This window comes from Leifsonia sp. 21MFCrub1.1, from assembly GCF_900107895.1.
Taxonomy (GTDB): Bacteria; Actinomycetota; Actinomycetes; order Actinomycetales; family Microbacteriaceae; genus Leifsonia; species Leifsonia soli.
Genome location: NZ_LT629867.1, coordinates 3,599,678 through 3,620,203, shown reverse-complemented (window position 1 = coordinate 3,620,203; position 20,526 = coordinate 3,599,678). Strand labels below are relative to the sequence as shown.

At 70.7% G+C, this 20,526-nt stretch carries 24 protein-coding genes; 11 read left to right on the top strand and 13 right to left on the bottom strand.

Annotated features, from left to right (window positions below):
- Window positions 1-68 precede the first annotated feature (68 nt).
- Complete coding sequence (locus tag BLW09_RS17110; RefSeq protein WP_172824243.1) at window positions 69-902, top strand: aldo/keto reductase; 834 nt, start codon at window positions 69-71, stop codon at window positions 900-902.
- Window positions 903-905: 3 nt separating this feature from the next.
- Here the strand turns inward: BLW09_RS17110 and BLW09_RS17105 are convergent, their stop codons facing one another.
- The 4 genes from BLW09_RS17105 to BLW09_RS17090 all read right to left on the bottom strand — a co-directional run bounded on the left by BLW09_RS17105 (window position 906) and on the right by BLW09_RS17090 (window position 4,075).
- Window positions 906-2,330 (bottom strand): sensor histidine kinase, encoded by a 1,425-nt coding sequence (locus tag BLW09_RS17105; RefSeq protein WP_089915558.1) that lies wholly within the window; start codon window positions 2,328-2,330, stop codon window positions 906-908.
- Complete coding sequence (locus BLW09_RS17100; protein ID WP_089915555.1) at window positions 2,327-3,073, bottom strand: response regulator transcription factor; 747 nt, start codon at window positions 3,071-3,073, stop codon at window positions 2,327-2,329. Before BLW09_RS17100 ends, BLW09_RS17105 begins: the two co-directional genes overlap by 4 nt.
- A gap of 88 nt (window positions 3,074-3,161) precedes the next feature.
- Window positions 3,162-3,587, bottom strand: a complete 426-nt coding sequence (locus tag BLW09_RS17095) for an SRPBCC family protein (RefSeq protein WP_089915552.1) — start codon at window positions 3,585-3,587, stop codon at window positions 3,162-3,164.
- 50 nt (window positions 3,588-3,637) lie between these two features.
- Entirely contained in the window at window positions 3,638-4,075 is a 438-nt protein-coding gene (locus tag BLW09_RS17090) for an Lrp/AsnC family transcriptional regulator (protein ID WP_089915549.1), read from the bottom strand.
- Between the two features lie 139 nt (window positions 4,076-4,214).
- Here BLW09_RS17090 and BLW09_RS17085 point away from each other — a divergent pair, with 139 nt between their 5' ends.
- The 5 genes from BLW09_RS17085 to BLW09_RS17065 all read left to right on the top strand — a co-directional run bounded on the left by BLW09_RS17085 (window position 4,215) and on the right by BLW09_RS17065 (window position 8,581).
- Window positions 4,215-5,696, top strand: coding sequence for a peptide MFS transporter (locus tag BLW09_RS17085; RefSeq protein ID WP_089917058.1), 1,482 nt, complete (start codon window positions 4,215-4,217; stop codon window positions 5,694-5,696).
- Window positions 5,697-5,740: 44 nt separating this feature from the next.
- Entirely contained in the window at window positions 5,741-6,400 is a 660-nt protein-coding gene (locus BLW09_RS17080; RefSeq protein ID WP_089915544.1) for an MOSC domain-containing protein, read from the top strand.
- A gap of 46 nt (window positions 6,401-6,446) precedes the next feature.
- On the top strand, window positions 6,447-6,902 hold the full coding sequence (locus BLW09_RS17075) for a VOC family protein (protein ID WP_089915540.1): 456 nt from the start codon (window positions 6,447-6,449) through the stop codon (window positions 6,900-6,902).
- Window positions 6,903-6,915: 13 nt separating this feature from the next.
- Window positions 6,916-7,626: a winged helix-turn-helix transcriptional regulator gene (locus BLW09_RS17070; protein WP_089915538.1), complete on the top strand. Its 711-nt coding sequence runs from the start codon at window positions 6,916-6,918 to the stop codon at window positions 7,624-7,626.
- A 61-nt stretch (window positions 7,627-7,687) separates the two neighbouring features.
- Entirely contained in the window at window positions 7,688-8,581 is an 894-nt protein-coding gene (locus tag BLW09_RS17065) for a LysR family transcriptional regulator (protein WP_089915535.1), read from the top strand.
- Between the two features lie 66 nt (window positions 8,582-8,647).
- Here BLW09_RS17065 and BLW09_RS17060 read toward each other — a convergent pair whose 3' ends face one another.
- The 7 genes from BLW09_RS17060 to BLW09_RS17030 form a co-directional block, all read right to left on the bottom strand.
- Complete coding sequence (locus BLW09_RS17060) at window positions 8,648-9,511, bottom strand: aldo/keto reductase (RefSeq protein WP_089915532.1); 864 nt, start codon at window positions 9,509-9,511, stop codon at window positions 8,648-8,650.
- Window positions 9,512-9,542: 31 nt separating this feature from the next.
- Window positions 9,543-10,514, bottom strand: coding sequence for an aldo/keto reductase (locus tag BLW09_RS17055; RefSeq protein WP_089915529.1), 972 nt, complete (start codon window positions 10,512-10,514; stop codon window positions 9,543-9,545).
- A gap of 91 nt (window positions 10,515-10,605) precedes the next feature.
- On the bottom strand, window positions 10,606-10,863 hold the full coding sequence (locus BLW09_RS17050) for a glutaredoxin family protein (RefSeq protein ID WP_018189228.1): 258 nt from the start codon (window positions 10,861-10,863) through the stop codon (window positions 10,606-10,608).
- A gap of 9 nt (window positions 10,864-10,872) precedes the next feature.
- Entirely contained in the window at window positions 10,873-11,565 is a 693-nt protein-coding gene (locus BLW09_RS17045) for a nucleoside/nucleotide kinase family protein (protein ID WP_089915526.1), read from the bottom strand.
- Window positions 11,566-11,575: 10 nt separating this feature from the next.
- Window positions 11,576-12,520 (bottom strand): prolyl aminopeptidase, encoded by a 945-nt coding sequence (pip, locus tag BLW09_RS17040; protein ID WP_231946930.1) that lies wholly within the window; start codon window positions 12,518-12,520, stop codon window positions 11,576-11,578.
- Between the two features lie 22 nt (window positions 12,521-12,542).
- On the bottom strand, window positions 12,543-13,841 hold the full coding sequence (locus BLW09_RS17035; RefSeq protein ID WP_089915521.1) for an MFS transporter: 1,299 nt from the start codon (window positions 13,839-13,841) through the stop codon (window positions 12,543-12,545).
- Window positions 13,842-13,846: 5 nt separating this feature from the next.
- Window positions 13,847-14,278 carry a MarR family winged helix-turn-helix transcriptional regulator gene (locus BLW09_RS17030; protein WP_089915519.1) on the bottom strand — a complete coding sequence of 144 codons (432 nt, stop codon included), beginning with the start codon at window positions 14,276-14,278 and terminating at the stop codon, window positions 13,847-13,849.
- A gap of 72 nt (window positions 14,279-14,350) precedes the next feature.
- Here BLW09_RS17030 and BLW09_RS17025 point away from each other — a divergent pair, with 72 nt between their 5' ends.
- The 4 genes from BLW09_RS17025 (at window position 14,351) to BLW09_RS17010 (ending at window position 17,126) form a co-directional block, all read left to right on the top strand.
- Window positions 14,351-15,226: an alpha/beta fold hydrolase gene (locus tag BLW09_RS17025; protein WP_089915515.1), complete on the top strand. Its 876-nt coding sequence runs from the start codon at window positions 14,351-14,353 to the stop codon at window positions 15,224-15,226.
- A 150-nt stretch (window positions 15,227-15,376) separates the two neighbouring features.
- Complete coding sequence (locus tag BLW09_RS17020) at window positions 15,377-15,604, top strand: hypothetical protein (protein WP_089915512.1); 228 nt, start codon at window positions 15,377-15,379, stop codon at window positions 15,602-15,604.
- A 41-nt stretch (window positions 15,605-15,645) separates the two neighbouring features.
- On the top strand, window positions 15,646-16,695 hold the full coding sequence (locus BLW09_RS17015; protein WP_089915510.1) for a lipoate--protein ligase family protein: 1,050 nt from the start codon (window positions 15,646-15,648) through the stop codon (window positions 16,693-16,695).
- Window positions 16,696-16,754: 59 nt separating this feature from the next.
- The gene (locus tag BLW09_RS17010) at window positions 16,755-17,126 is read left to right on the top strand and encodes a hypothetical protein (RefSeq protein WP_089917054.1); all 372 of its coding nucleotides are present in this window, start codon (window positions 16,755-16,757) and stop codon (window positions 17,124-17,126) included.
- On the opposite strand, the gene BLW09_RS17005 is transcribed toward BLW09_RS17010, so the two are convergent.
- Window positions 17,086-17,370: a GNAT family N-acetyltransferase gene (locus BLW09_RS17005; protein ID WP_089915508.1), complete on the bottom strand. Its 285-nt coding sequence runs from the start codon at window positions 17,368-17,370 to the stop codon at window positions 17,086-17,088. The two genes, BLW09_RS17010 and BLW09_RS17005, sit on opposite strands and share 41 nt — an antisense overlap.
- A gap of 140 nt (window positions 17,371-17,510) precedes the next feature.
- Here BLW09_RS17005 and BLW09_RS17000 point away from each other — a divergent pair, with 140 nt between their 5' ends.
- Entirely contained in the window at window positions 17,511-18,074 is a 564-nt protein-coding gene (locus BLW09_RS17000; RefSeq protein WP_089915505.1) for an RNA polymerase sigma factor, read from the top strand.
- 61 nt (window positions 18,075-18,135) lie between these two features.
- Here the strand turns inward: BLW09_RS17000 and BLW09_RS16995 are convergent, their stop codons facing one another.
- Entirely contained in the window at window positions 18,136-20,415 is a 2,280-nt protein-coding gene (locus BLW09_RS16995) for an ATP-binding protein (protein WP_089915502.1), read from the bottom strand.
- Between the last annotated feature and the right edge of the window lie 111 nt (window positions 20,416-20,526).

Below are 20,526 nucleotides of genomic sequence, written 5' to 3'. Positions count from 1 at the left end.
CGACATCACCGATTTCGGACATCACCGACGACACCCGAGTGGAAGGCAGCGCGCGTACTGTGACCGGCATGACCCCTTCGATCCCCTCCCTGCCCCTCGACGGCGGCGGCAGCATCCCGCAGATCGGCCTGGGCACCTGGCCGCTGGACGACGCCGCGGTCGAGAAGGCGATCGTCGCGGCCGCCGAGCTCGGCTACCGGCACGTCGACACCGCCGTCAAGTACGGCAACGAGGTCGGCGTGGGTCGCGGCCTCACGAGGAGCGGGCTCGCCCGGGAGGACTGGTTCGTCACCACCAAGCTCGACGGCACGTACCAGGGCGAGGATCGCGCTGTCGGCGGCCTCGACGACAGCCTGGCGCGGCTCGGGCTCGACTACGTCGACCTCCTGCTCATCCACTGGCCGCTGCCGAAACGCGACCAGTACGTCTCGACGTGGGAGACCTTCATCCGGCTGCGAGAAGCGGGCAAGGCGCGCGCAATCGGGGTCTCGAACTTCAAGCCGGCGCACATCGACCGCCTGATCGCCGAGACGGGCGTCACACCGGCCGTCAACCAGATCCAGCTCAGCCCCGCCATCCCCCGACGGGAGCAGCGCGCCTACGACAGCGAGCACGGCATCGTCACCGAGTCCTGGAGCCCCATCGGGGGCACGGGCGACCTGCTCGCCGAGCCGGTCCTCGCCCGGCTGGCCGACAAGCACGGCCGCACCCCCGGCCAGATCGTGCTGCGCTGGCATGTGCAGAACGGGCTCGTCGCCATCCCGAAGTCGCGCGATCCCGAGCGGATGGCCCAGAACCTCGCGGTGTTCGACTTCGAGCTCGACGCGGACGATCTGAGCGCGCTCGACACGCTCGACAAGGGGCCGGACGCCGGAGTCGACTCCGACCGGTCCGGGCACTGACGGTCAGTCGCGACGCAGGGGCAGCGTCACCGTCACGGTGAGGCCGTGGGGTTCCGCGTTCGCAAGACGGACGCGCCCGCCGGCAGCGCCCGCCAGCGCGCCGACGATCGCGAGCCCCAGCCCACCGCCCGACTGTCCCGTCCTGGCGCCGTCGGCGCGCGTGAAGCGGTCGAGGGCAACGGGGATGAACTCCTCCGGCATCCCCGGACCGGAGTCCCGGACCGTCAGCACGACCGAGTCGACGCCGTCCGTCCCCTCGGAGAGCGACAGCGAAGCGACGACCGTCGCCTCCGGTCGGCCGTCGCCGCACGAACGGATCGCGATGATCGCGTTCGCCAGCAGGTTGTCGAGGATGCGACCGAAATCCGTGGGAGACAGGGCGACGCGTGCCTCGGGGTCCGGCCGCCGGCGCGGGTCGTACTCGAAGTCCACCGAGACGCCCGAAGCCTCGTCGTCGCTGCTCACCAAGAGCCGCGCCCGGTCGATCGCATCCGTCAGCTCGTCGACCAGCGTCCGCCAGTCGATGCGACCGCTCGACGGGCCTGCCTCGATCCGCGACAGCTCCAGCAGGTTGTTCGCCAGCGCTGCCAGGCGGATCGCCGTCGCGTGCGACGCGCGGACGTCGCTCAGCAGCGCGTCGGGATCACCCGCATCCAGCTCGGCCAGCTCCAGCTGCCCACGCAGCACGGCCAGCGGCGTGCGCAACTCGTGGCTGGCATCCGACACCATCTGACGTTCGCGCTCGGCCGAGGCCCGCAGGCGCAGAATGAGGTCGTTGAGCGTGGTCGCGAGCTCCGACAGCTCGTCCTGGGCGGGACCGACGGTCAGCAGCCCGGCCACCTCCGGGGTCGATCCGGCGATGCGGTCCGCCTGCTCCCGCATCCGGCTCACCGGTCGCAGCGCCGCCCGGGCGAGCAGCCAGGACGCGGCGCCGAAGGCGAGGATGAGAACGCCGGCGCCGGCGAGCAGTGCGGCCGTGAGCCGGTCCAGGATGAGCGCGGTCGTCTCGTCGTTCCGCGCGGCGACGACGTGCATGACGCCGGAAGAGGTCGTGACGCTCCGGGAGAGGACCACATAGTGGTCGTCTCCCACTTGCACCTCCTGAGGCTCGCGGCCCTGATCGATCAGGCGTCCGATGCGGTCCTCGAGAGCCTGCGGCATGGTCGAGGCGAGGATCGTGCCGTCCTCCGCGACGATGGCCAGCTCCTGGCCGCCGCCGGGCAGGTCGAACGGCCCCGTGGGCTTCGACGGCAGCGATTCGACCGGCGCGGCGACATCATTGCTCAGCAGCGTGACCGTCGCGTTGTGGAGGATGGACGACACGCCCACCCGAATGATGACGACGGCGACCAACCCGAACAGCGCGGCGACGATCAGACTTCCGATCGTGATGCGCGCCGTGATCGACAGGCGCCGCAGCCGGTTCACGGCGTGGCTGCGGTGTCGTGGCCGCTCGGGACGGCGTCGCCTCCCGGCGTCGCGCGCTTGGTGTCGACCGCATTGCGGGCATCGAGGCGGTAGCCGCGGCCACGCTCGGTGACGATGTTCAGCCCGGCGCCCGCCGCGTCCAGCTTCTTCCGGAGATAGGAGACGTACTGGTCGATGACGTTGGTGCCGATGTTCTCGGTCGTGCCCCACACCGATTCGAGGATGTCGGACCGCGACAGCGTCTTGTCCGGGTTCGTGGCGAACAGGCGCAGGAGGGTGAACTCCCGCCGGCTCAGCGGCATCTCGTGCCCGGCGACGAGCGCCTGGTGCTCGTGCGAGTCGATGGTGAGGCGTCCGACGCTCACCTGCGGCCGCATCCCTGTCGGCTCGCGGCGCAGCAGCGCGCGGACGCGGGCGGCGAGCTCGGCGAACGCGAACGGCTTCGTCAGGTAGTCGTCGGCCCCCGAATCCAGGCCGTGCACGCGGTCCTCGATGGCGTCGCGGGCGGTCAGGAGCAGGATCGGCATCGGGTTGGACGCCTCGCGGATGTGGCGGCACAGTTCGAAGCCGCTCATGCCGGGGAGCATGACGTCGATGGCCGCGGCGGAGAACGCGTCGCTGCGCAGGGCGATGAGAGCGTCGACGCCGTTGGTGACCAGGGTGACGTCGTACCCTTCGGCCGCCAGACCGCGCTCGACGAGGCCTCCCATGTCGGGATCGTCTTCGACAACGAGCAGTTTCATGCGCCCATCGTGCCACTGTTCGCCGTGCCGGTGCTCGGATGGCGCCCTCGCGCCGGGTCGCAGCGCTGAACGTTCTCGCAGGAGACGGTCAGCCGTGCTCGACGACCGACTTCAGACTGTCGAGCACCATGCGCCAGTTTCCGCTCGACCGCTCGGCCTCCGCCTCGTCGGCGCAGCCGTCCTGCGTGATGGTCACGCGGGTGCCGTCGCCGTCGTCCGCGAGCAGATAGGAGACGTTCTGGTAGCTGTCGGGGACGTCCGGCTTGCCGCTGAGCGGGCTGTAATAGCTGGTGACCAGGCGCTCGCCGGGGACGATCTCCAGGATCGTGCCCTTGTCCTCGTACGGCTCGCCCTCCCACTCGCCGCGGTAGACGATCGGGCTTCCCTTCGTCCACTCCGTGGTGACCCGGCTGCCGAACAGGTAGCGGGCGATGGTGTCGGGGTCCGTCAGGGCCGCCCACAGGCGGTCGCGGGACGCGTCGATGTGGATGTCTGCGCGTGCTGTCGTACTCATGCCGCCAGTCTCATCCCCTCGGGCGGCGCGGTCTTGAAGTTTCGCGACGCTCAGGCGTGGCCGCGGTTGATCAGGCGCGACAGCACGATGGCGCTGCGGGTGTGGTCGACGTTGGGCGCGAGCCGCACCTTCTCCAGCGCGGCCTCCAGGCTCGGGATGTCGCGCGACCGGATGTGGACGATCGCGTCGGCGCTTCCGGTGACCGTCCCTGCGTCCACGACCTCGGGAACGGCCGACAGGATGCGCAGCAGCTCCTCCGGCGAGACGGTCCCGCGGCAGAACAGCTCGACGTACGCCTCGGTGCTCATCCCATCGATCGCCGGATCGACCTGGATGGTGAACCCCCGGATGACGCCGTCGGCCACCAGGCGGTCGACACGGCGCTTCACGGCCGAGGCCGAGAGCCCGACGACGGAGCCGATGTCGCCGTATCCCGCCCGGGCGTTCTGACGGAGCAGGTCGAGGATGCTGCGATCGAGATTGTCCACGGGGTGAGCTTATGGTGAATCGTTGCGCATAAGCCAGAGAAGCGATCGTTTTGTGCGTCTCTGTGCACAAAGGCGGCGCGACGACGGTTGTCCACCGATGCGGCGTCGGGCGTTCACCAGCGCGATCGACGGTGGGAGCATGGGCGCCATGAGCAGAACGGACACCGCCCAGGACCGACGCGACGACAGCAGCCACGGCTTCTTCGGCCAGCCGCGGTCGCTCGCCAACATCTTCGGCGTGGAGATGTGGGAGCGGTTCTCGTTCTACGGCATGCAGGGCATCCTCCTCATCTACCTCTACTACTCGGCCGAGCGCGGCGGCCTCGGCATCGACGAGGCGACGGCCACCGGCGTGGTGGGCGCCTACGGCGGCGCCGTCTACCTCTCCACCATCCTCGGAGCCTGGCTCGCCGACCGCCTGTTCGGGTCGGAGCGCGTGCTGTTCTGGAGCGCCGTCGTCATCATGGCGGGGCACATCTCGCTCGCCGTCCTCCCCGGCGTCGCCGGGGTGCTCGTCGGTCTGCTCCTGGTCGCGCTGGGAAGCGGGGGGCTGAAGGCGAACGCCACCCGGATCGTCGGGACGCTGTACTCCGAGAAGGACCCGCGGCGCGACGCCGGGTTCTCCCTCTTCTACCTCGGCATCAACCTCGGCGCCTTCGCCGGGCCGCTGCTGACCGGGCTGCTGCAGTCGACGCTCGGGTTCCACTGGGGATTCGCGCTCGCCGCGGTCGGGATGGCCATCGGGCTGATCCAGTACTCGCTCGGCCGCAAGCGCCTCCCCGATGAGGCGCGCCACGTGCCGCATCCCCTCGAGCGCTCGCGGTACCCGCTGATGATCGGCGTCGGCGTCGCGGGGCTCGTCGTGATCGTCGTGCTGGTGCTGACAGGGCTGATCAACGCATCCAATCTGGCGCTGTGGGTGATCGGCGTGACGATCGTGGCCGCGATCGCCTACTTCGTCGTGATCCTGGGCTCGAAGCTCCTGAGCGCCGACGAGCGCAGCAGGCTGTTCGCGTTCATCCCGCTGTTCATCACCAACGCGGCGTTCTGGACGCTGTACCAGCAGCAGTTCACGGTGGTGACCATCTACTCCGACAAGCGGCTCGACCGCAATCTGTTCGGCTGGGAGTTCCCGGTCTCGTGGGTGCAGTCGATCAACCCGATCTTCATCATCGTGCTCTCGGGCGTCTTCGCGGCGATCTGGACGAAGTGGGGCGAGAAGCAGCCGTCGACGCCGATCAAGTTCGCGGCGGGGACGGTACTCATGGGTCTCGCCTTCTTCCTGTTCCTGTTCTGGGCCGGCGGTGGCGCGAACAGCACGCCGCTCCTCGCCGTCATCGGCATCCTCTTCGTCTTCACGGTCGCCGAACTGCTGATCTCGCCTCCCGGGCTCTCGGTCACCACGAAGCTCGCGCCGCGGTCGTTCCAGGCGCAGATGGTGGCGCTGTACTTCCTCTCGGTGGCGCTCGGGACGGCGATGGCCGGCCAGCTCGGCAAGCTCTTCACGACCGTGCCAGAAGGCATCTACTTCAGCATCATCGGCGGCATCGCCATCGCGATCGGCGTGGTGCTGGCGCTGTTGAGTCCGTGGGTGCTGCGGCTCATGCGCGGGGTGCGGTGAGTGCGACCGCGGGGCTCGCGCGCGGCGGCTGGGATACTGGGGCGATGGCAGAGATTCTTGCGGTGTGCCGGGTCGAGCAGCTCCTCCCCGACAGCGGGACCATCGGCGTCACGGCCATCGACAAGCGGCCGGTGGAGAAGCGGCTGCGGGTGCGGCCGCTCGGGTTGCACGGCGACGTGCAGGCCGACCGCAAGCACCACGGAGGGGCGTCGAAGGCGCTGTACGCGTACGCCGACGAGGACGCCCAGGACTGGGCCGCTGAGCTCGACCGCCCCATCCCGCCCGGGCTCTTCGGTGAGAACCTGCGAACGTCCGGGATCGACGTGAACGGCGCGGAGATCGGGGAGCGCTGGCGGATCGGCGACGAGGTCGTCGTCGAGGTGACATGCCCCCGGGAGCCCTGCGCCACCTTCCAGCGGCGGATGCAGGAGCCGCAGTGGGTCAAGCGCTTCACCGAGCGGGGCCGCCCAGGGGCGTACCTCTCGGTGGTGAAGTCGGGCGGCATCGGAGCGGGAGACCGCATCGAGGTGCTCTCGCGGCCCGGCCACGGCGTGACGGTCGCATCGTGGTTCTCCGGAGCGGATGCCGCACAGGCTGACGCGCTGGAAGCGGCGGAGGCGGCGGGGTCGGTCACGCTGGTCGGCGAGATCAGGGAGGCGATCCACAAACTGCGCTCGCGCCGTTTACTTGTTCTTGACAAGTGAACTTGCAAAGAGCAAGCTAGTGCCACACCGACGACCGGAGGACACCATGGCAACGAACATCTTCGTCAACTTCCCGACGAGCGACCTCGAGCGCGCGAAGGCCTTCTACGAGGCTCTCGGGTACACCATCAACCCCATGTTCACGGATGACAACGCGGCCTGCGTCGTCCTCAGCGACACCATCTACTTCATGGTCCAGACGCGCGAGTTCCTCGCCACGTTCACGGACAAGCAGATCATCGACCCGGCCACCCAGACCGGAGCCACCATCGCCCTCAGCCAGGACTCCCGCGAGGACGTCGACGCGATCGTCGCCCGCGGCCTCGAAGCGGGCGGCACGGAGCCGCGGCCGGCGCAGGACTACGGCTTCATGTACTCGCGCGACCTGGAGGACCCGGACGGCAACAACCTCTCCTACCTCTACATGGCGCCCGAGGCCGTGGAGAAGGGCCCGGAGGCGTACATGGCCGAGCACGCGGCCGACGCTCCGGCGCAGGCCTGACACGGCCTCCCGGATGGCGGCTCGGGCGCCCCGCGGTTTCGGCCAGGCCGGAGGCGTGGCGCGCGCGGTGGAGCGGGTCGGGGAACGGTGGGCGCTGCTCATCGTCCGCGACCTGCTCGCCGGCGCGCGCCGTTACAGCGACCTCAAGGCGGGCCTTCCGCGGATCCCGACCAACATCCTCAGCGACCGGCTGAAAGAACTGCAGCTGGCCGGCATCATCCGCCGCGTCCCGACCGTGCGCGGCGGGTACGAGCTGACGCCGCTCGGCCGTCAGCTCGAACCGGTCGTGCTCGCCCTCGAGCGCTGGGGATGGGCGGCGCCCGGCGAACCGGCCGAGGGTGAAGTGCTGACGGCCGATGCGCTCGCGGTCACCCTGCGGGCGGCCTTCCGGGGCGAGGTCGCGGGGGAGTTCCCGCCGACCGAGTACCTCATCCACACCGGAGAGACCTCCGTGAGCGCCGTGGTCGCCGCCGGTGACCTCGACGTGATGGACGTCGGTCCCGACGCTCTCCCGCAACCCCAGCGACGGGTGGCGATCGCCCCGCCGGAGGATGTGCTGGAGTTCCGCGTCGAGCGGGAGCGGCTCGGCGACCTCCTCGGTGGTGAGCTGCCGCCGCTCGACGTCGAGACCGGCGACCGGCGCCTGGTGGACCGGTTCCGTCGGACGTTCCGCTTCGACGGGATCCCCGGCGCCGACGCGACCAGGGAGGCCTCGGTCGCCTGACGCTCGTGCGGGCATCGACCCCGCGTATCGGGCATGCGGGATTCAGCAGTACGATCGCACAATGGAACTGCGGCAGCTGGAGCACTTCGTCACCGTCGCCGAAGAGCGGCACTTCACCCGCGCGGCCGAACTGCTGCGGATCTCCCAGTCCGGACTGTCCGCATCCATCCGCTCGCTCGAGCAGGAGCTGGGCACGTCGCTGTTCATCCGCAGCACCCGCCGCGTGGAGCTGACCGCCGCCGGTCAGGCGCTGCTGGCCGACTCGGTGCGCACCCTCGCGAGTGCGGCCGCAGCGCGCGACGCCGTCGCCGCGGTGCGCGGACTCGTGCGCGGCCGCCTGACGATCGGGGCGGAACCGTGCCTCGGCTCGGTCGACCTGCCCGCAGAGCTCGCCGCCTTCCGCACCGCCAACCCGGGGGTCGAGGTGCGGTTGCGCTACTCGGGCTCGGAGGAGCTGGTGGATGAGGTGGCCGGCGGCCGAGCGGACGTCGCCCTCGTCGTGGACACCGGTCACACGCCGGCCGGAGTGCACCTTCGGCCGCTGAGCACGCAGCAGATGCTCGTGCTCTGCCACCCGGAGCATCCCTTCGCCGCCGAGCAGAGCATCCCGCTGGAGGCCCTGCGCGGGGAACCGCTCGTCGGCTTCCAGGACGGCTGGGGTGCTCAGGCATTGAGCCGGCGCGCGTTCGCCGCCGCCGGGTTCGACTACCGGGCGGCGATGGAGGTCAACGACGTGCATCCCCTGCTCGACCTCGTCGGCTACAACCTGGGTGTCGCGGTCGTGCCGGAGAGCTTCGCGCGCAAACGTCCGGACGCCCTGCGCGCCGTCCGGCTCCAGGACGCCCCGGTGTGGACCGTCGCGGTCGCGATGGCCGAGCAGCCGAGCCCGGCGGCTTCCGCGTTCCTCGCCCAGCTCGACCCGGTGGCCCTGGCCCCCGCCACCGCCGGCTCCTGAGTTTTTCCGCCCGGCAGCGCGTGCGCGGGCGAAAAACTCAGGAGCCGAGAGTGGGTGAGGCGCGGGTCAGGCGGCGTTGAGGCGCTCGAGCTCCTCGGGGGTGAGCTCGACGTCGACGGCCGTGACGGAGTCGCGGATCGTCTCGGGGCGCGACGATCCCGGGATGGGGATGACGTGCGGGCTCTGCGCCAGGTGCCACGCGAGCGCGACGACCTGCGGGCTGATGCCGCGTGCGTCTGCCACGTCCTTGAACGGCTCGAACCGGCTGCCCAGGTCGCCCGCCGAGGTGATGCCGCCGAGCGGGCTCCACGGCAGGAACGCGATGCCGAGCTCATCGGCGAGGCGCAGCTCCGGCTCGCTGGAGCGGAACGCGGGCGAGAACTGGTTCTGCACCGACACCAGCCGGCCGCCCAGGATCTCCTGCGCCTCCCGGATCTGCTGCGGGTTCGCGTTCGAGATGCCGGCCATGCGGATCACGCCGTCGTCCAGCAGGTCGCGGATCGCTCCCACCGATTCGGCGTACGGGACCTCGGGGTCGGGCCGGTGGAACTGGTACAGGCCGATGGCGTCGCCGCCGAGACGGCGGAGCGACTCCTTCGCGGCCTGCTTGAGGTAGTCCGGATGCCCGTTCAGCGTCCACGAGCCGTCGCCGGGGCGCAGGTGCCCGCCCTTGGTGGCGACCAGCACGGAGGAGGCGTCCCCGCCCGTCCACGTGCGGAGCGCCTCGGCGATCAGCTCCTCGTTGTGACCGACCTCGTCCGCGTGCAGATGGTACGCGTCCGCGGTGTCGATGAAGGTGATGCCCTCGTCGAGCGCCGCGTGGATGGTCTTGATCGAACGCTCGCGGTCGGGGCGTCCTTCGATCGACATGGGCATCCCGCCCAGGCCGATGGCCGAGACCTGGACGTCGCCGATAGTACGTGTCTTCACTCGTTCTCCTTCGTCTTCGTTGTGCCCGGGGTCACCAGGCGTAGTCCTCAGGGGCCGTCTTGTGGCCCGGGAAGATCTCGTCGAGTCGCGCGAGCGCGGCTTCGTCGAGGTGGATGTCGAGCGCGCGCAGACCGCCGTCGAGCTGTTCGTGGGTGCGCGGCCCGATGATGGGGCCCGTGACACCGGGCCGGGTCAGCAGCCAGGCGAGGGCGAGGTCGCCCGGCTCGTGTCCGAGCTGGGCGGCGAAATCCTCGTACGCCTCGATCGCGTCGCGGTGCTTCTCGAGCGTCTCGGCGGAGCGGCCTTCGAGCCGGCGCTTGCCCTCGTTGTGCTTGCGGATGACCCCGCCGAGGAGGCCGCCGTGCAGCGGCGACCAGGCGATGACGCCGACGCCGTTCGCCTGGGCGGCGGGCAGCACCTCCAGCTCCACCTGGCGGGTGAGGAGGTTGTAGATCGACTGCTCGCTGACGAGCCCCAGCTGGTTGCGCTTGCGCGCCTCCGCCTGAGCCGTCGCGATGTGCCAGCCGGCGAAGTTGCTCGACCCGGCGTACAGGATCTTGCCCTGCGCGACGGCCGTCTCGATCGCCTGCCAGATCTCATCCCACGGGGTGTCCCTGTCGATGTGGTGGAACTGGTAGATGTCGATGTAATCGGTCTGCAGGCGCTGCAGGCTGGCGTCGAGGGCGCGACGGATGTTGAGCGCCGACAGGCGGTTCTCGTTCGGCCAGTCGCCCATGTCGCCATACAGCTTGGTGGCGATCACCGTGCGCTCGCGGCGGCCGCCGCCCTGGGCGAACCAGTTGCCGACGATCGTCTCGGTGGCTCCGCGGCCCTTGTGCTGGCCGTAGACGTTGGCGGTGTCGAAGTAGTTGATGCCGGCATCGTGCGCGGCATCCATGATCCGGTGGGAATCCTCTTCGCTGGTCTGCGGACCGAAGTTCATCGTGCCGAGGACGAGGCGCGAGACCTTCAGGCCGGACCGGCCCAGGTGTGTGTACTCCATATCCGCCACTCAACGCCCCGCCGAGTCAGATGTCCAACAGGTGGTGTGGATGGGATTGCGCAGTCCCGACGATGAATGGAGTCAGCCCTCGTCAGGCGCGGAGGGCCGCCTCGAGCTCGGGGTCGGTCGGCTCGACCAGGTGGCGGCCGTCCGGGAAGACGATCACCGGGATGTTCGTGCGGCCGCTGATCTGCTGGGCACGGTCGGCCTCTTCCGGGCGGGCGACGAGGTCGATGTACTCGTAGTCGGCGCCGAGGCGGTCGAGGAGGGACTTCGAGCGGATGCAGTCGCGGCACCAGTCGGCGCCGAAGACGGTCACGCGGTCGAAGGACGCGGTCGGAGAGGTCATTGCTCCAGGCTAAGCGCCTGCGGCTGGGAGTCCGGTGGTGCCGTCGACGACCAGCGTGGCGCGCGCCTTCGACGCTTCGATGAGGACCGCGTTGGCGCCGTCGACATCCCGGGCCCAGGCCGTCGCCGCCTCGAGCGTGCGGCCGTGACGCGTGTGCCGATCGACCAGCCGCCGCAACCGCTCGGCCTCCGGGGTCGCCACGAACCACGACTCGGCGAGGAGGTCGGGGATGCGCGACCAGGGCTCCGCGTCGACGAGGAGGTAGTTCCCCTCGACCACGACGACCCGCGCGGCGGGCGGCACGACGATGGAGCCCGCCACCGGTTCGTCGACCGTCCGCTCGAACGCCGGCGCGTAGACCGGGTTGCCGGTCTCGGTCAGCACGCGCCCGAGCAGGGCGACGAATCCCCAGCCGTCGAAGGTGTCGATCGCGCCCTTGCGGTCGTGCCGCCCCAGGGCGTCGAGCGTCGCGTTGGCGAGGTGGAACCCGTCCATCGGGAGGTGGACCGCGGTTCCCGCGCCGGCGAGCTCGTCCATGCGGCGCGCGACGCGGCGCGCCAGAGTCGTCTTCCCCGAGCCGGGGCTGCCCGCGACACCGACGATCACCCGGCCCTCGGCCGGTGCCAGGGCGATGGCGCGCCGGGCGAGGGCCGTCAGATCCGAGACGGGGGAGGCGGTGGATTCGGTGGTCACGCGTCCCATTCTGCTGCGATCAGCGCGCGAAGCCGGAGATCGCCTCCGCCATGAGTTCCGAGGACTGCGGACCGCCGTGGCCCTCGCTCTCGACCACGATCAGCCGGCTGGCCGGCCACTTCCTGTGCAGCAGCCACGGCGTGATGACGGGCCCGCTGACGTCGTGGCGGCCGTGGATGAGCACCGCCGGGATGTGCGCGAGCTCCTCCACCCGGCGGAGGATGGCGCGGTCGCCGGGCAGGAAGCCGTCGTTCGCCCAGTAGTGCGTCACCAGCGTCGCGAAGACCAGCCGCTGCGCCGGATCGGTGTGCAGCGGACCGGGAACGGCGTTCGGGTCGAGGGAGACATGGGTCGCCTCCCAGTCGTCCCAAGCGTCGGCCGCGGCGATCCGCTCCTCGAGCGTGCCGGTCGCGAGCACTCGGGCGTAGGCCTCGATGACGCGCTCGCCGGGGCGCCGGTGCGACGACCGCTCCAGCGCCTCCCAGGCCTCGGGGAAGACGCGTCCCATGGTCTCCGTGAGCCAGTCGACCTCGTCGCGGCCGGTGGTGGTGACGGCGCCGAGCACGATCCCGGTCACCCGCTCGGGATGCGCCAGCGCGTAGGCCAGCGCGAGCGTCGACCCCCACGATCCGCCCGTCACGACCCACCGGTCGATGCCGAGCTCTGCGCGGACCAGCTCGATGTCGGCGATCAGACCCTCGGTGGTGTTCGCGGGCAGGCGGTCGAGCGCATCCACGACGGAGGGGGTGCTCCGGCCGCATCCCCGCTGGTCGATGCCGACGAGCCGGAACGCGTCGGGATCGTAGCGCTTGCGGTAGCCGCCGGACCCGAGACCGGAACCCGGGCCTCCGTGCAGCCACAGGACGGGAACGCCGTCCGGGTTGCCGCTGGTCTCCCAGTAGATGCTGTCTCGCTCCGGGTTCTCTACCCATCCGCGTGCGTACGGCTCGATCGCAGGGAACATCCCCGCACGGTATCGCATCCCGTCAGGAGGTGCGGGTCGCCGTCGCCTCGACCTCCTGGAGCTCCTCGCGGACCACCTCGCGCGGCGCGAGCACGACCCGCGGGCGGAGCCCGGTGAACCGGACGCGCAGGCCGCGGTACTTCACGAGGTAGATCACGCCGACCAGCGCGGCCGCGAACCCGCTGGCGGCGCCGACGCCCATCGCCCAGCGCGGGCCGAACGCGTCGGCCACCCAGCCGACGATGGGCGCTCCGACGGGGGTGCCTCCCATGAAGATGGCCATGTAGATCGCCATGACGCGACCGCGGAGCACCGGGTCCGTCGTCATCTGCACGGTGCCGTTGGCCGTGGTCATGAGGGTCTGCGACGAGACGCCGATGACGATGAGAGCGGCCGCGAACAGCCAGTACGTCGGCATCACGGCGGCGACGGCGCAGCCGAGCCCGAACAGCGCGGCTCCGGCGAACAGGAGGGAGACGCGCGGCCGGTCGCGCCGGGCGGAGAGCAGGGCGCCGACCACCGACCCGACGGCCATGATCGACGACAGGATGCCGTACTCCCCGGCGCCCTGATGGAACACGGTCACCGACATGGTGGAGATGAAGATCGGGAAGTTCAGTCCGAACGTGCCGATCAGGAACACCATGATCAGGATGACGAGGATGTCCGGGCGGCGCCGCACGTAGCGGAAGCCGTCGACCAGGCTGCCGCGCGACCGCTTCGCGCGCTCGGTGCGGTAGAGCTGGTCGCGCCGCAGCATCGCCAGCGACAGCAGCACCGCGCCGAAGGTGGCGGCGTTGATCAGGAACACCCAGCCCGCTCCGACGGCGGCGGTCAGCAGGCCGGCCACGGCGGGGCCGAGGAGGCGGGCGGCGTTGAACGAGGCGGAGTTCAGGGCGACCGCGTTCGACAGGTTCGGCCCGGCGACGAGATCGGAGACGAACGTCTGGCGGGCGGGAGCGTCGAAGGCGGCGACGACGCCCAGCAGCAGAGCGAAGAGGTAGACGTGCCACAGCTGGACGACGCCGGTCACGGTGAGGATCCCGAGACCGAGCCCGAGCAGCCCCATGGCCCCCTGGGTCGCCATGAGCAGCTTGCGGCGGTCGAGATGGTCGGCGGCCCATCCCGTCACCGGGAGCAGGATCAGCTGCGGGCCGAACTGCAGGGCCATGACGACGCCGACGGCCGCGGCGTTGTTGTGGGTGAGCTGGGTGAGGACGATCCAGTCCTGCGCCGTCCGCTGCATCCAGGTGCCGACGTTCGACACGATCGCGCCGGCTGCCCAGATGCGGTAGTTGACGCCGGCGAGCGAGCGGAACATGGAACTCACGAGTCGGCGAGCTCCCGCATGATCCGGGCGGCCTCGGCGAGGGTGGCGCGCTGCTCGGCGGTCAGCGTGCGGAGACGCTGGTGCAGCCACGCGTCGCGGCGCTTGCGCGTCTCGGCCACCAGGTCGATGCCGCGCTCGGTCGGAACGACGACGACCTTGCGCCCGTCCGCCTCGTCGGCCGTTCTGGCCACGTAGCCCGCCTGCTCCAGTCGGTTGACGGTGCGGTTCATCGACGGTGGCTTGACGCGTTCGAAGTCGCTCAGCGCGCCGATCGTCGCGGAGCCTTCGCGCACCAGGTAGCCGAGCGCCGCCGTCTGCGAGTCGGAGAGCTCGTGGTCCTCCTTCTCGGAGCGCAGGCGCCGCGAGAGGCGCGCCACCGCGATGCGGAGCGCGCCGCTGAGATCGTTCGTCGACAATCGTGCACCCATACATAGTTAGCCTAACAAATTAGGTCGGCTAACTAAACCCCCTTCGCTGCCGGCGTACGCCAGACTGGGCGCGTGCAGAGTGAGCAGGGCCGCAGTTTCGACGACGAGGACGGCGTCCGCGTCCATTTCGATGTGTACGCGCCGACGCCGGAGGGCACGAGACCGGCCGCCGCCATCCAGCTGGCGCACGGGGTGGGGGAGCACGCCGGCCGCTATCGCGAGCTCGCCACCCACCTCGCGGCCGCGGGGTACGCCGTCTACGCCGACGACCACCTCGGCCACGGCCGCACTGGCATGGAGCAGTGGAACGGCGACGCGACGCGCCTCGGGCGGCTGGGGCCGGGCGGGCTCCGAGCGGCGATCCGCGACATCCATGCGTTCAGCGACCTCGTCCGCGCGGAGAACCCGGACCTGCCGCTGGTCTACATCGGGCACAGCTGGGGATCGCTGATCGGGCAGATCCTCCTCAACCGGCACAGCGACGAGTACGACGGGATGGTGCTCTCGGGCACCGCGTACCGGGCGCTCGGATCGATGAACGGCGGCGACCTCAACAAACGGCATGCCCACCTCGGCACGACGGGGGCGGAGTGGCTCAGCCGCGACCCCGCCGTTGCGCAGGCGTTCGTCGACGACCCGCTGACGACGCTCACGCCGCTGCAGAAGCTGTTCGGGATGGCGGACGCCGCGCGCCTGCTTGGCCGGCCGGCCCGCCGGCTGGCGCACGACCTGCCCGTGCTCATCCAGGTCGGATCGGACGACCCGCTGGGCGGCCCGGAGAGCGCCCGACGTCTGGAGCGCGCCTACCGCATTCGCTCGGGTCTCTCGGATGTCACGACGATCGTCTACGACGGCGCGCGGCACGAGATCTTCAACGAGACCAACCGCGCCGAGGTCTTCGCCGATCTCACCGCCTGGCTCACCGAGCGCTTCCCCTCCCGCACCTAGCCTGCGCCCCCCGTCGAGTCCGCAAAGACTGCACGCCGATCGGGCCATCAGCGTGCAATTTTTGCGGACTCGACGGCGGGAGCGGAGGGCTCGGGAAGTGTCTAGCGCGGGCGGCGCGGGGGCGGGGACACTGAGGGGCGGGAGGGCGTCATGGGAGCACACATCGTCATGGGACTGTCTCGGTTCGCGCCGATCGACAATCCGGCGAACTACAACGGGCACGACACCGACCTGATCTGGATCCTGGTGATCCTGGGTCTGCTGCTCGTCATCCTGCTCATCGGCCTGGGTGTCACGTTCGCCCGCAACCCGGAGCGCGAGCTGGACGAATGGGGCAACCCGAGGACCCCGCCGGGAGGCACGCCTCCGCAGGCCTGACCGCCCGACGGATCGGCCCGCGACGGACGTAGGCTGGGGGCATGCATGGTGAGTACAAGGTCCCCGGGGGCAAGCTCGTCGTCGTCGACCTGGAGGTGGTGGACGGCAGAATCGCGGACTTCCAGCTCGCCGGCGACTTCTTCCTCGAGCCGGACACCGCCCTGGAGGCGATCAACGAGGCCGTGAATGGCCTGCCGGCGGAGTCCGACGCGAAGACGATCGCCGCGGCGGTCAAGGGCGCCCTGCCGGAGGGCGCGAGCCTGCTCGGCTTCTCGCCGGAGGCCGTCGCCGTGACCGTCCGCCGCGCGCTCGCGAAGGCGACGAGCTGGCGCGACTACGACTGGCAGATCGTGCACGCCAAAGCGGTCTCCCCGCAGATGCACCTCGCCCTGGACGAGGTGCTCGCCACCGAGGTCGGCGAGGGCCGCCGCGGACCGACGCTGCGGATCTGGGAGTGGGACGAGCCGGCGGTCGTGATCGGAAGCTTCCAGTCCGTGAAGAACGAGGTCGACCCCGAGAACGCGAAGAAGTACGGCATCCAGGTCGTCCGGCGCATCTCCGGTGGCGGCGCCATGTTCATGGAGGCGGGATCGGTCGTCACGTACTCCATCTACGCTCCTGCCGATCTGGTGCAGGGCATGAGCTTCGCCGACAGCTACGCCTTCCTCGACGAGTGGGCGATCATCGCCCTCAAGTCGCTCGGGATCGACGCCGTCTACCAACCGCTGAACGACATCACGAGCCCCTCCGGCAAGATCGGCGGCGCCGCGCAGAAGAGGCTCGGGTCCGGCGCGGTGCTGCACCACGTCACCATGAGCTACGACATGGACGGCCAGAAGATGACGGAGGTGCTCCGCATCGGCCGCGAGAAGATCAGCGACAAGGGCATCACCAGCGCGGCGAAGCGCGTCGACCCGCTGCGCAGCCAGACCGGCCTCAGCCGCGCGGAGATCATCGAGCAGATGAAGCTGACCTTCCGGAGCCTCTACGGCGCGACCGACGGCGACCTCACCGACGCCGAGTACGCCGCTGCGGAGAAGCTTGTCGCCGAGAAGTTCGAGACAGAGGAGTGGCTCTACCGCGTGCCGTGACGGTCGGCGAACCAGCCGATCTTCAGGGATCGCACAGGTCCTCGGGTACCCTGGACGGCGTGAATTGGTGGGTTCTCGGCATCATCGCGGCGTTCGTCGCGCTGATCGTCGTCGCCGTGAAGCTGGGCTGGATCGACCTCTCGAACAAGGCGCAGCGCGGCTCCGGCACCATGAGCGGCGCGATCGGCGGCTCGTTCGACGAGATCTTCGCTCCGGCCCGCCACGAGGCGCAGCAGGAGATGGACCGTCAGTCGCTCCTGCCTGCCCCCGCGCCCCTTCCCGGCGACAAAGCCGACGGCACCTGGGAGGGCGGCAAGATCACGCTCGACCTCGGTCCGGCCGGTCAGGGGCAGCGCGCCGAGGGTAGGGCGCCGAGCGAGGACGGCCGGGCTACCGCTTCTGCAGCTCCGCGTAGTCGGGGTGCTCGCTGAGCCAGCTCCGCACGTAGGGGCACGACGCGATCACGCGCAGGTCCGAGTTGTCGCGCACGTCGTCGAGCGCCGTCTGCACGAGCGTCGACGCCATCCCCTTCTCGCGCTTCTCCGGGTCCACCTCGGTGTGCGTGAACACGATCGCGTCATGCCGGAGTTCGTACTCGGCGACGCCGATCACCTCGCCGTCCTGGAGGAGGGCGTAGCGGGACTGGTCTGGCTGCTTCTCGACGCTCAGGCTCATGCGTCTCACGCTACCCCGTGCGGAACGGCGTCTCGGTAGTACTCGGTAGTCCCGCGGTCCTGGCCGCCCACGACCGTGGCGGACTCTGAAGTCACGGGAGCGGCGCGCCGCCGATCCCGCCCGCCGACCGGGGAGACAGGATGCCCGCAACCGCCGTCCGGCCGACAGATCTGGAACTGCTGCACCGCGTCCGCCAGGGCGAGCACGCGGTCCTGGGAGAGCTGTGGGGCCGCTACCAGGGGTGGGCTCACCAGATCGCCCGCCGCACGACGTCGCGGTACGACGCGCAGGACATCGTGCAGGAAGCCTTCGCCAAGGTGCTCATCGCGCTCCGAAACGGAAAGGGGCCGACGGAGGGTTTCGCCCGCTACCTCAGCACCGCGATCCGCACCGTCGCGGCCACGTGGGGTGCACGGGACGCCCGGATGCCCCTCGTCCCCCTGAACGACGAGGTCGGCGTCGGCGTGTACGAGTTCGAGATCGTCGGCCTGGGCGAGCTGGAGCAGCCGTTCCGCAGCCTGCCGCAACGCTGGCAGCGCATCCTGCTGCTGACCTGCGTGCACGATCTCTCGGTCGGCGCCGCCGCGGAGATCCTCGGCATGACGCCCGGCGCCGCGGCGGCACTCGCCGCCCGAGCTCGGGCCGGTCTCCGCACAGCGGTGGCGGAGGCCGCCCAGAACGGGGAGCTCCTCCTCGCCGCCTGAATGTCCGCCCCGGAGGACGCGTGCTGCCGCCGTGCCCTCCGGGTGAGCGGTCGGGCGTAACTCACGGCCGCGGGGTCTGCTCTCGATGCCAGATCGCGAGCTCGGTCCGCGAGCGGAGGCCCAGCTTCACCAACGCGTTCTGCACGTGCGTCTCCACCGTGCGGATCGACACGAACAGCTGCCGCGCGATCGCCTTGTTGGAGGCGCCGTCTGCGACGAGGGACGCCACCTGCGCCTCGCGCGGTGTCAGCTCCGGTGTCCGTGCCGCCGACGGGATGCCGGTGCGCGTGCGGGACTCGACGACTCCGTGCAGAGCGAAGTCGATGCTCTCCTCCTCGCTGAGCGCCGCCCCGTACGCGAACGCCCGATCGAAGGCTTCGGGGCCGAGACGACGACGGAGCGCCCGCTCGGTCGTCGCGCGGTCGTGGAAATAGGGCGGATAGTCGGCGCGGATCGCGCCCGCGTCACGCCACCGGGCCGCTGCCGCACCGAGCAACGTCGCGCCCCGTGCCGGGTCCGCGCGTTCGCGTGCGACGTCGGCGAGGAGTTCGAGCGACTGGGCGACGCCGAGTCCGTTGCCCAGTCCGCGTTTCACGACGAGCGCCTCCCTGGCATCCGCTTCCGTCGTCTCGTACTCGCCGGCGACAGCGCATGCGGATGCGCGCGCGGTGAGCGCGAAGGACCGCTCGAAGCGGTCGCCCACGACGAGGGCGCGTTCGGTGATGTCGTCGTCGACGCGGGTACCCTCCGCCCGCAGGCCCAGAGCGTGCAGTCGAGCCGCGAGGCGTTGCGGCGTGTTCGTGCGGCCGAAGCGGTAGGCGTCCTCGCCGAGCTCGTCCATCAGGGTGCGGAGCAGGTCGAGGGCACGCCGGTCGTCGGTGTCGACGGCCTCGGCGGCGCTCCGCACGATGACCGCGCACTCCCGGGCCGCCTCCCTGTCGGCTCCGGCGGCGACCTCCTCGAGGGCCGCTCCGGCCAGCGCCAGCTCCCGGCGGGCGAGGCCCGGTTTGCCGGTCTGGCCGAAGACCGCGGCGCGGAGGGCGTGCCCCTGAGCCGCCCAGAACGGCGAAGGACGGCCCGAGGCGAACGCCGTGCCGAGCCAGGTCGAGACCTCGTCGCCGCTGCCGTGGAGGATCCACGCCTGCCGCCAGCCGGTCACCGCCACCTCGACGGCGCGGTCGGTGTCGCCGAGCGCCCCCGCGGTCGACACAGCGCGACGGATGTTTGCGATGTCTCCGCGCAGTCTCCGCAGGATCTCGCGCTGACGGTTGCCGAACCAGGCGTCCTCCGCATCGCGCAGCCGGAGCAGCATGCACGAGACGAAGTGGCGCTGCGCGTCGTGGGGATGGACGGCCCGCTCGGCTCCGAACTCGCGCAGGGCGGGCAGCAGCTCGTAGCGGACGTCGCCCTCGACCCGGCGTCGGTGGACCACCGAGCGCCGGATCAACTGCTTCAGCGCGGCACTCGCGTCTCGGCGGGTGCCGGTGCTCAGCCTGGCAATGGCTTCTCCGAGGTCGAGATCCCAGCCCGGCGCGAGAACCGAGAGATCCGACCACACGCGGCGTTCGGCGTCCGTGCAGCGCTCCCAGCTGTCCTCCACCGCCGCGCGGAGCGACCGCGATTCCGCCGCAGCGGGCTCCAGGGTGTCGAGCTGATCGGAGATGCGGCGAGCGAGCGTGCGCACATCCATGAACTGCAGCTGCGCCGCGGCGAGCTCGATGGCCAGAGGGACGCCCGAGGTCGCCTCGCAGATCGCGATCACATCGGGAAGGGTGCTGTCGTCGACCGAGAAGAGCGCGTCGCCTGCCGCAGCGCGCTCCGCGAACAGCCGGACGGCGTCACTGGACGCGGTCAGGTCGCGATGGGCGAACGGTCCCACCGCGACGAGTGCCTGCGCGGCGGACGACGGCGGCTCGCGGGAGGTCACGATCGCCCGCACACCCGGGCACGCGAGCAGGAGCGCGTCGATCACCGCAGACGTCTCGGGCACGGCTTCGTCCGCGTCGTCGACCAGCAGCAGCGCATCCTCGTCGGCGATCGCCGCGATGACGGCTCCGAGCGTGTCGTCCCGGGGGTCCACCCTCAGCTCCTGGGCGATCGCCAGCGCGACGTCGGGTCCGCGTCCGCGCACATCCACGTACCAGACACCTGCGACCGAGCGCCGGAGCGAATCAGCGGCCGCGATCGCGACGCGGCTCTTGCCCACCCCCGCGGTGCCCGTGATGGTCACCAGACGGGTCGATGTCTGCAGCAGCCGCCGGATCAGCGACACCTCCTCGCGCCGCCCGACCATCGCGTCCAGGCGCACGGGGAGGCCGTGCGTCGAGCTCGATGTCTGCATACCGACCCCTGTCGGCCGGGCGGGATGCCGGCCGGAGTCGTCGTCCGACCCGCGAGCCGACACCCCGGTCGGGTGTCCTGCCTCGCATGGTGTCAGGAGCGGATGCGGCTC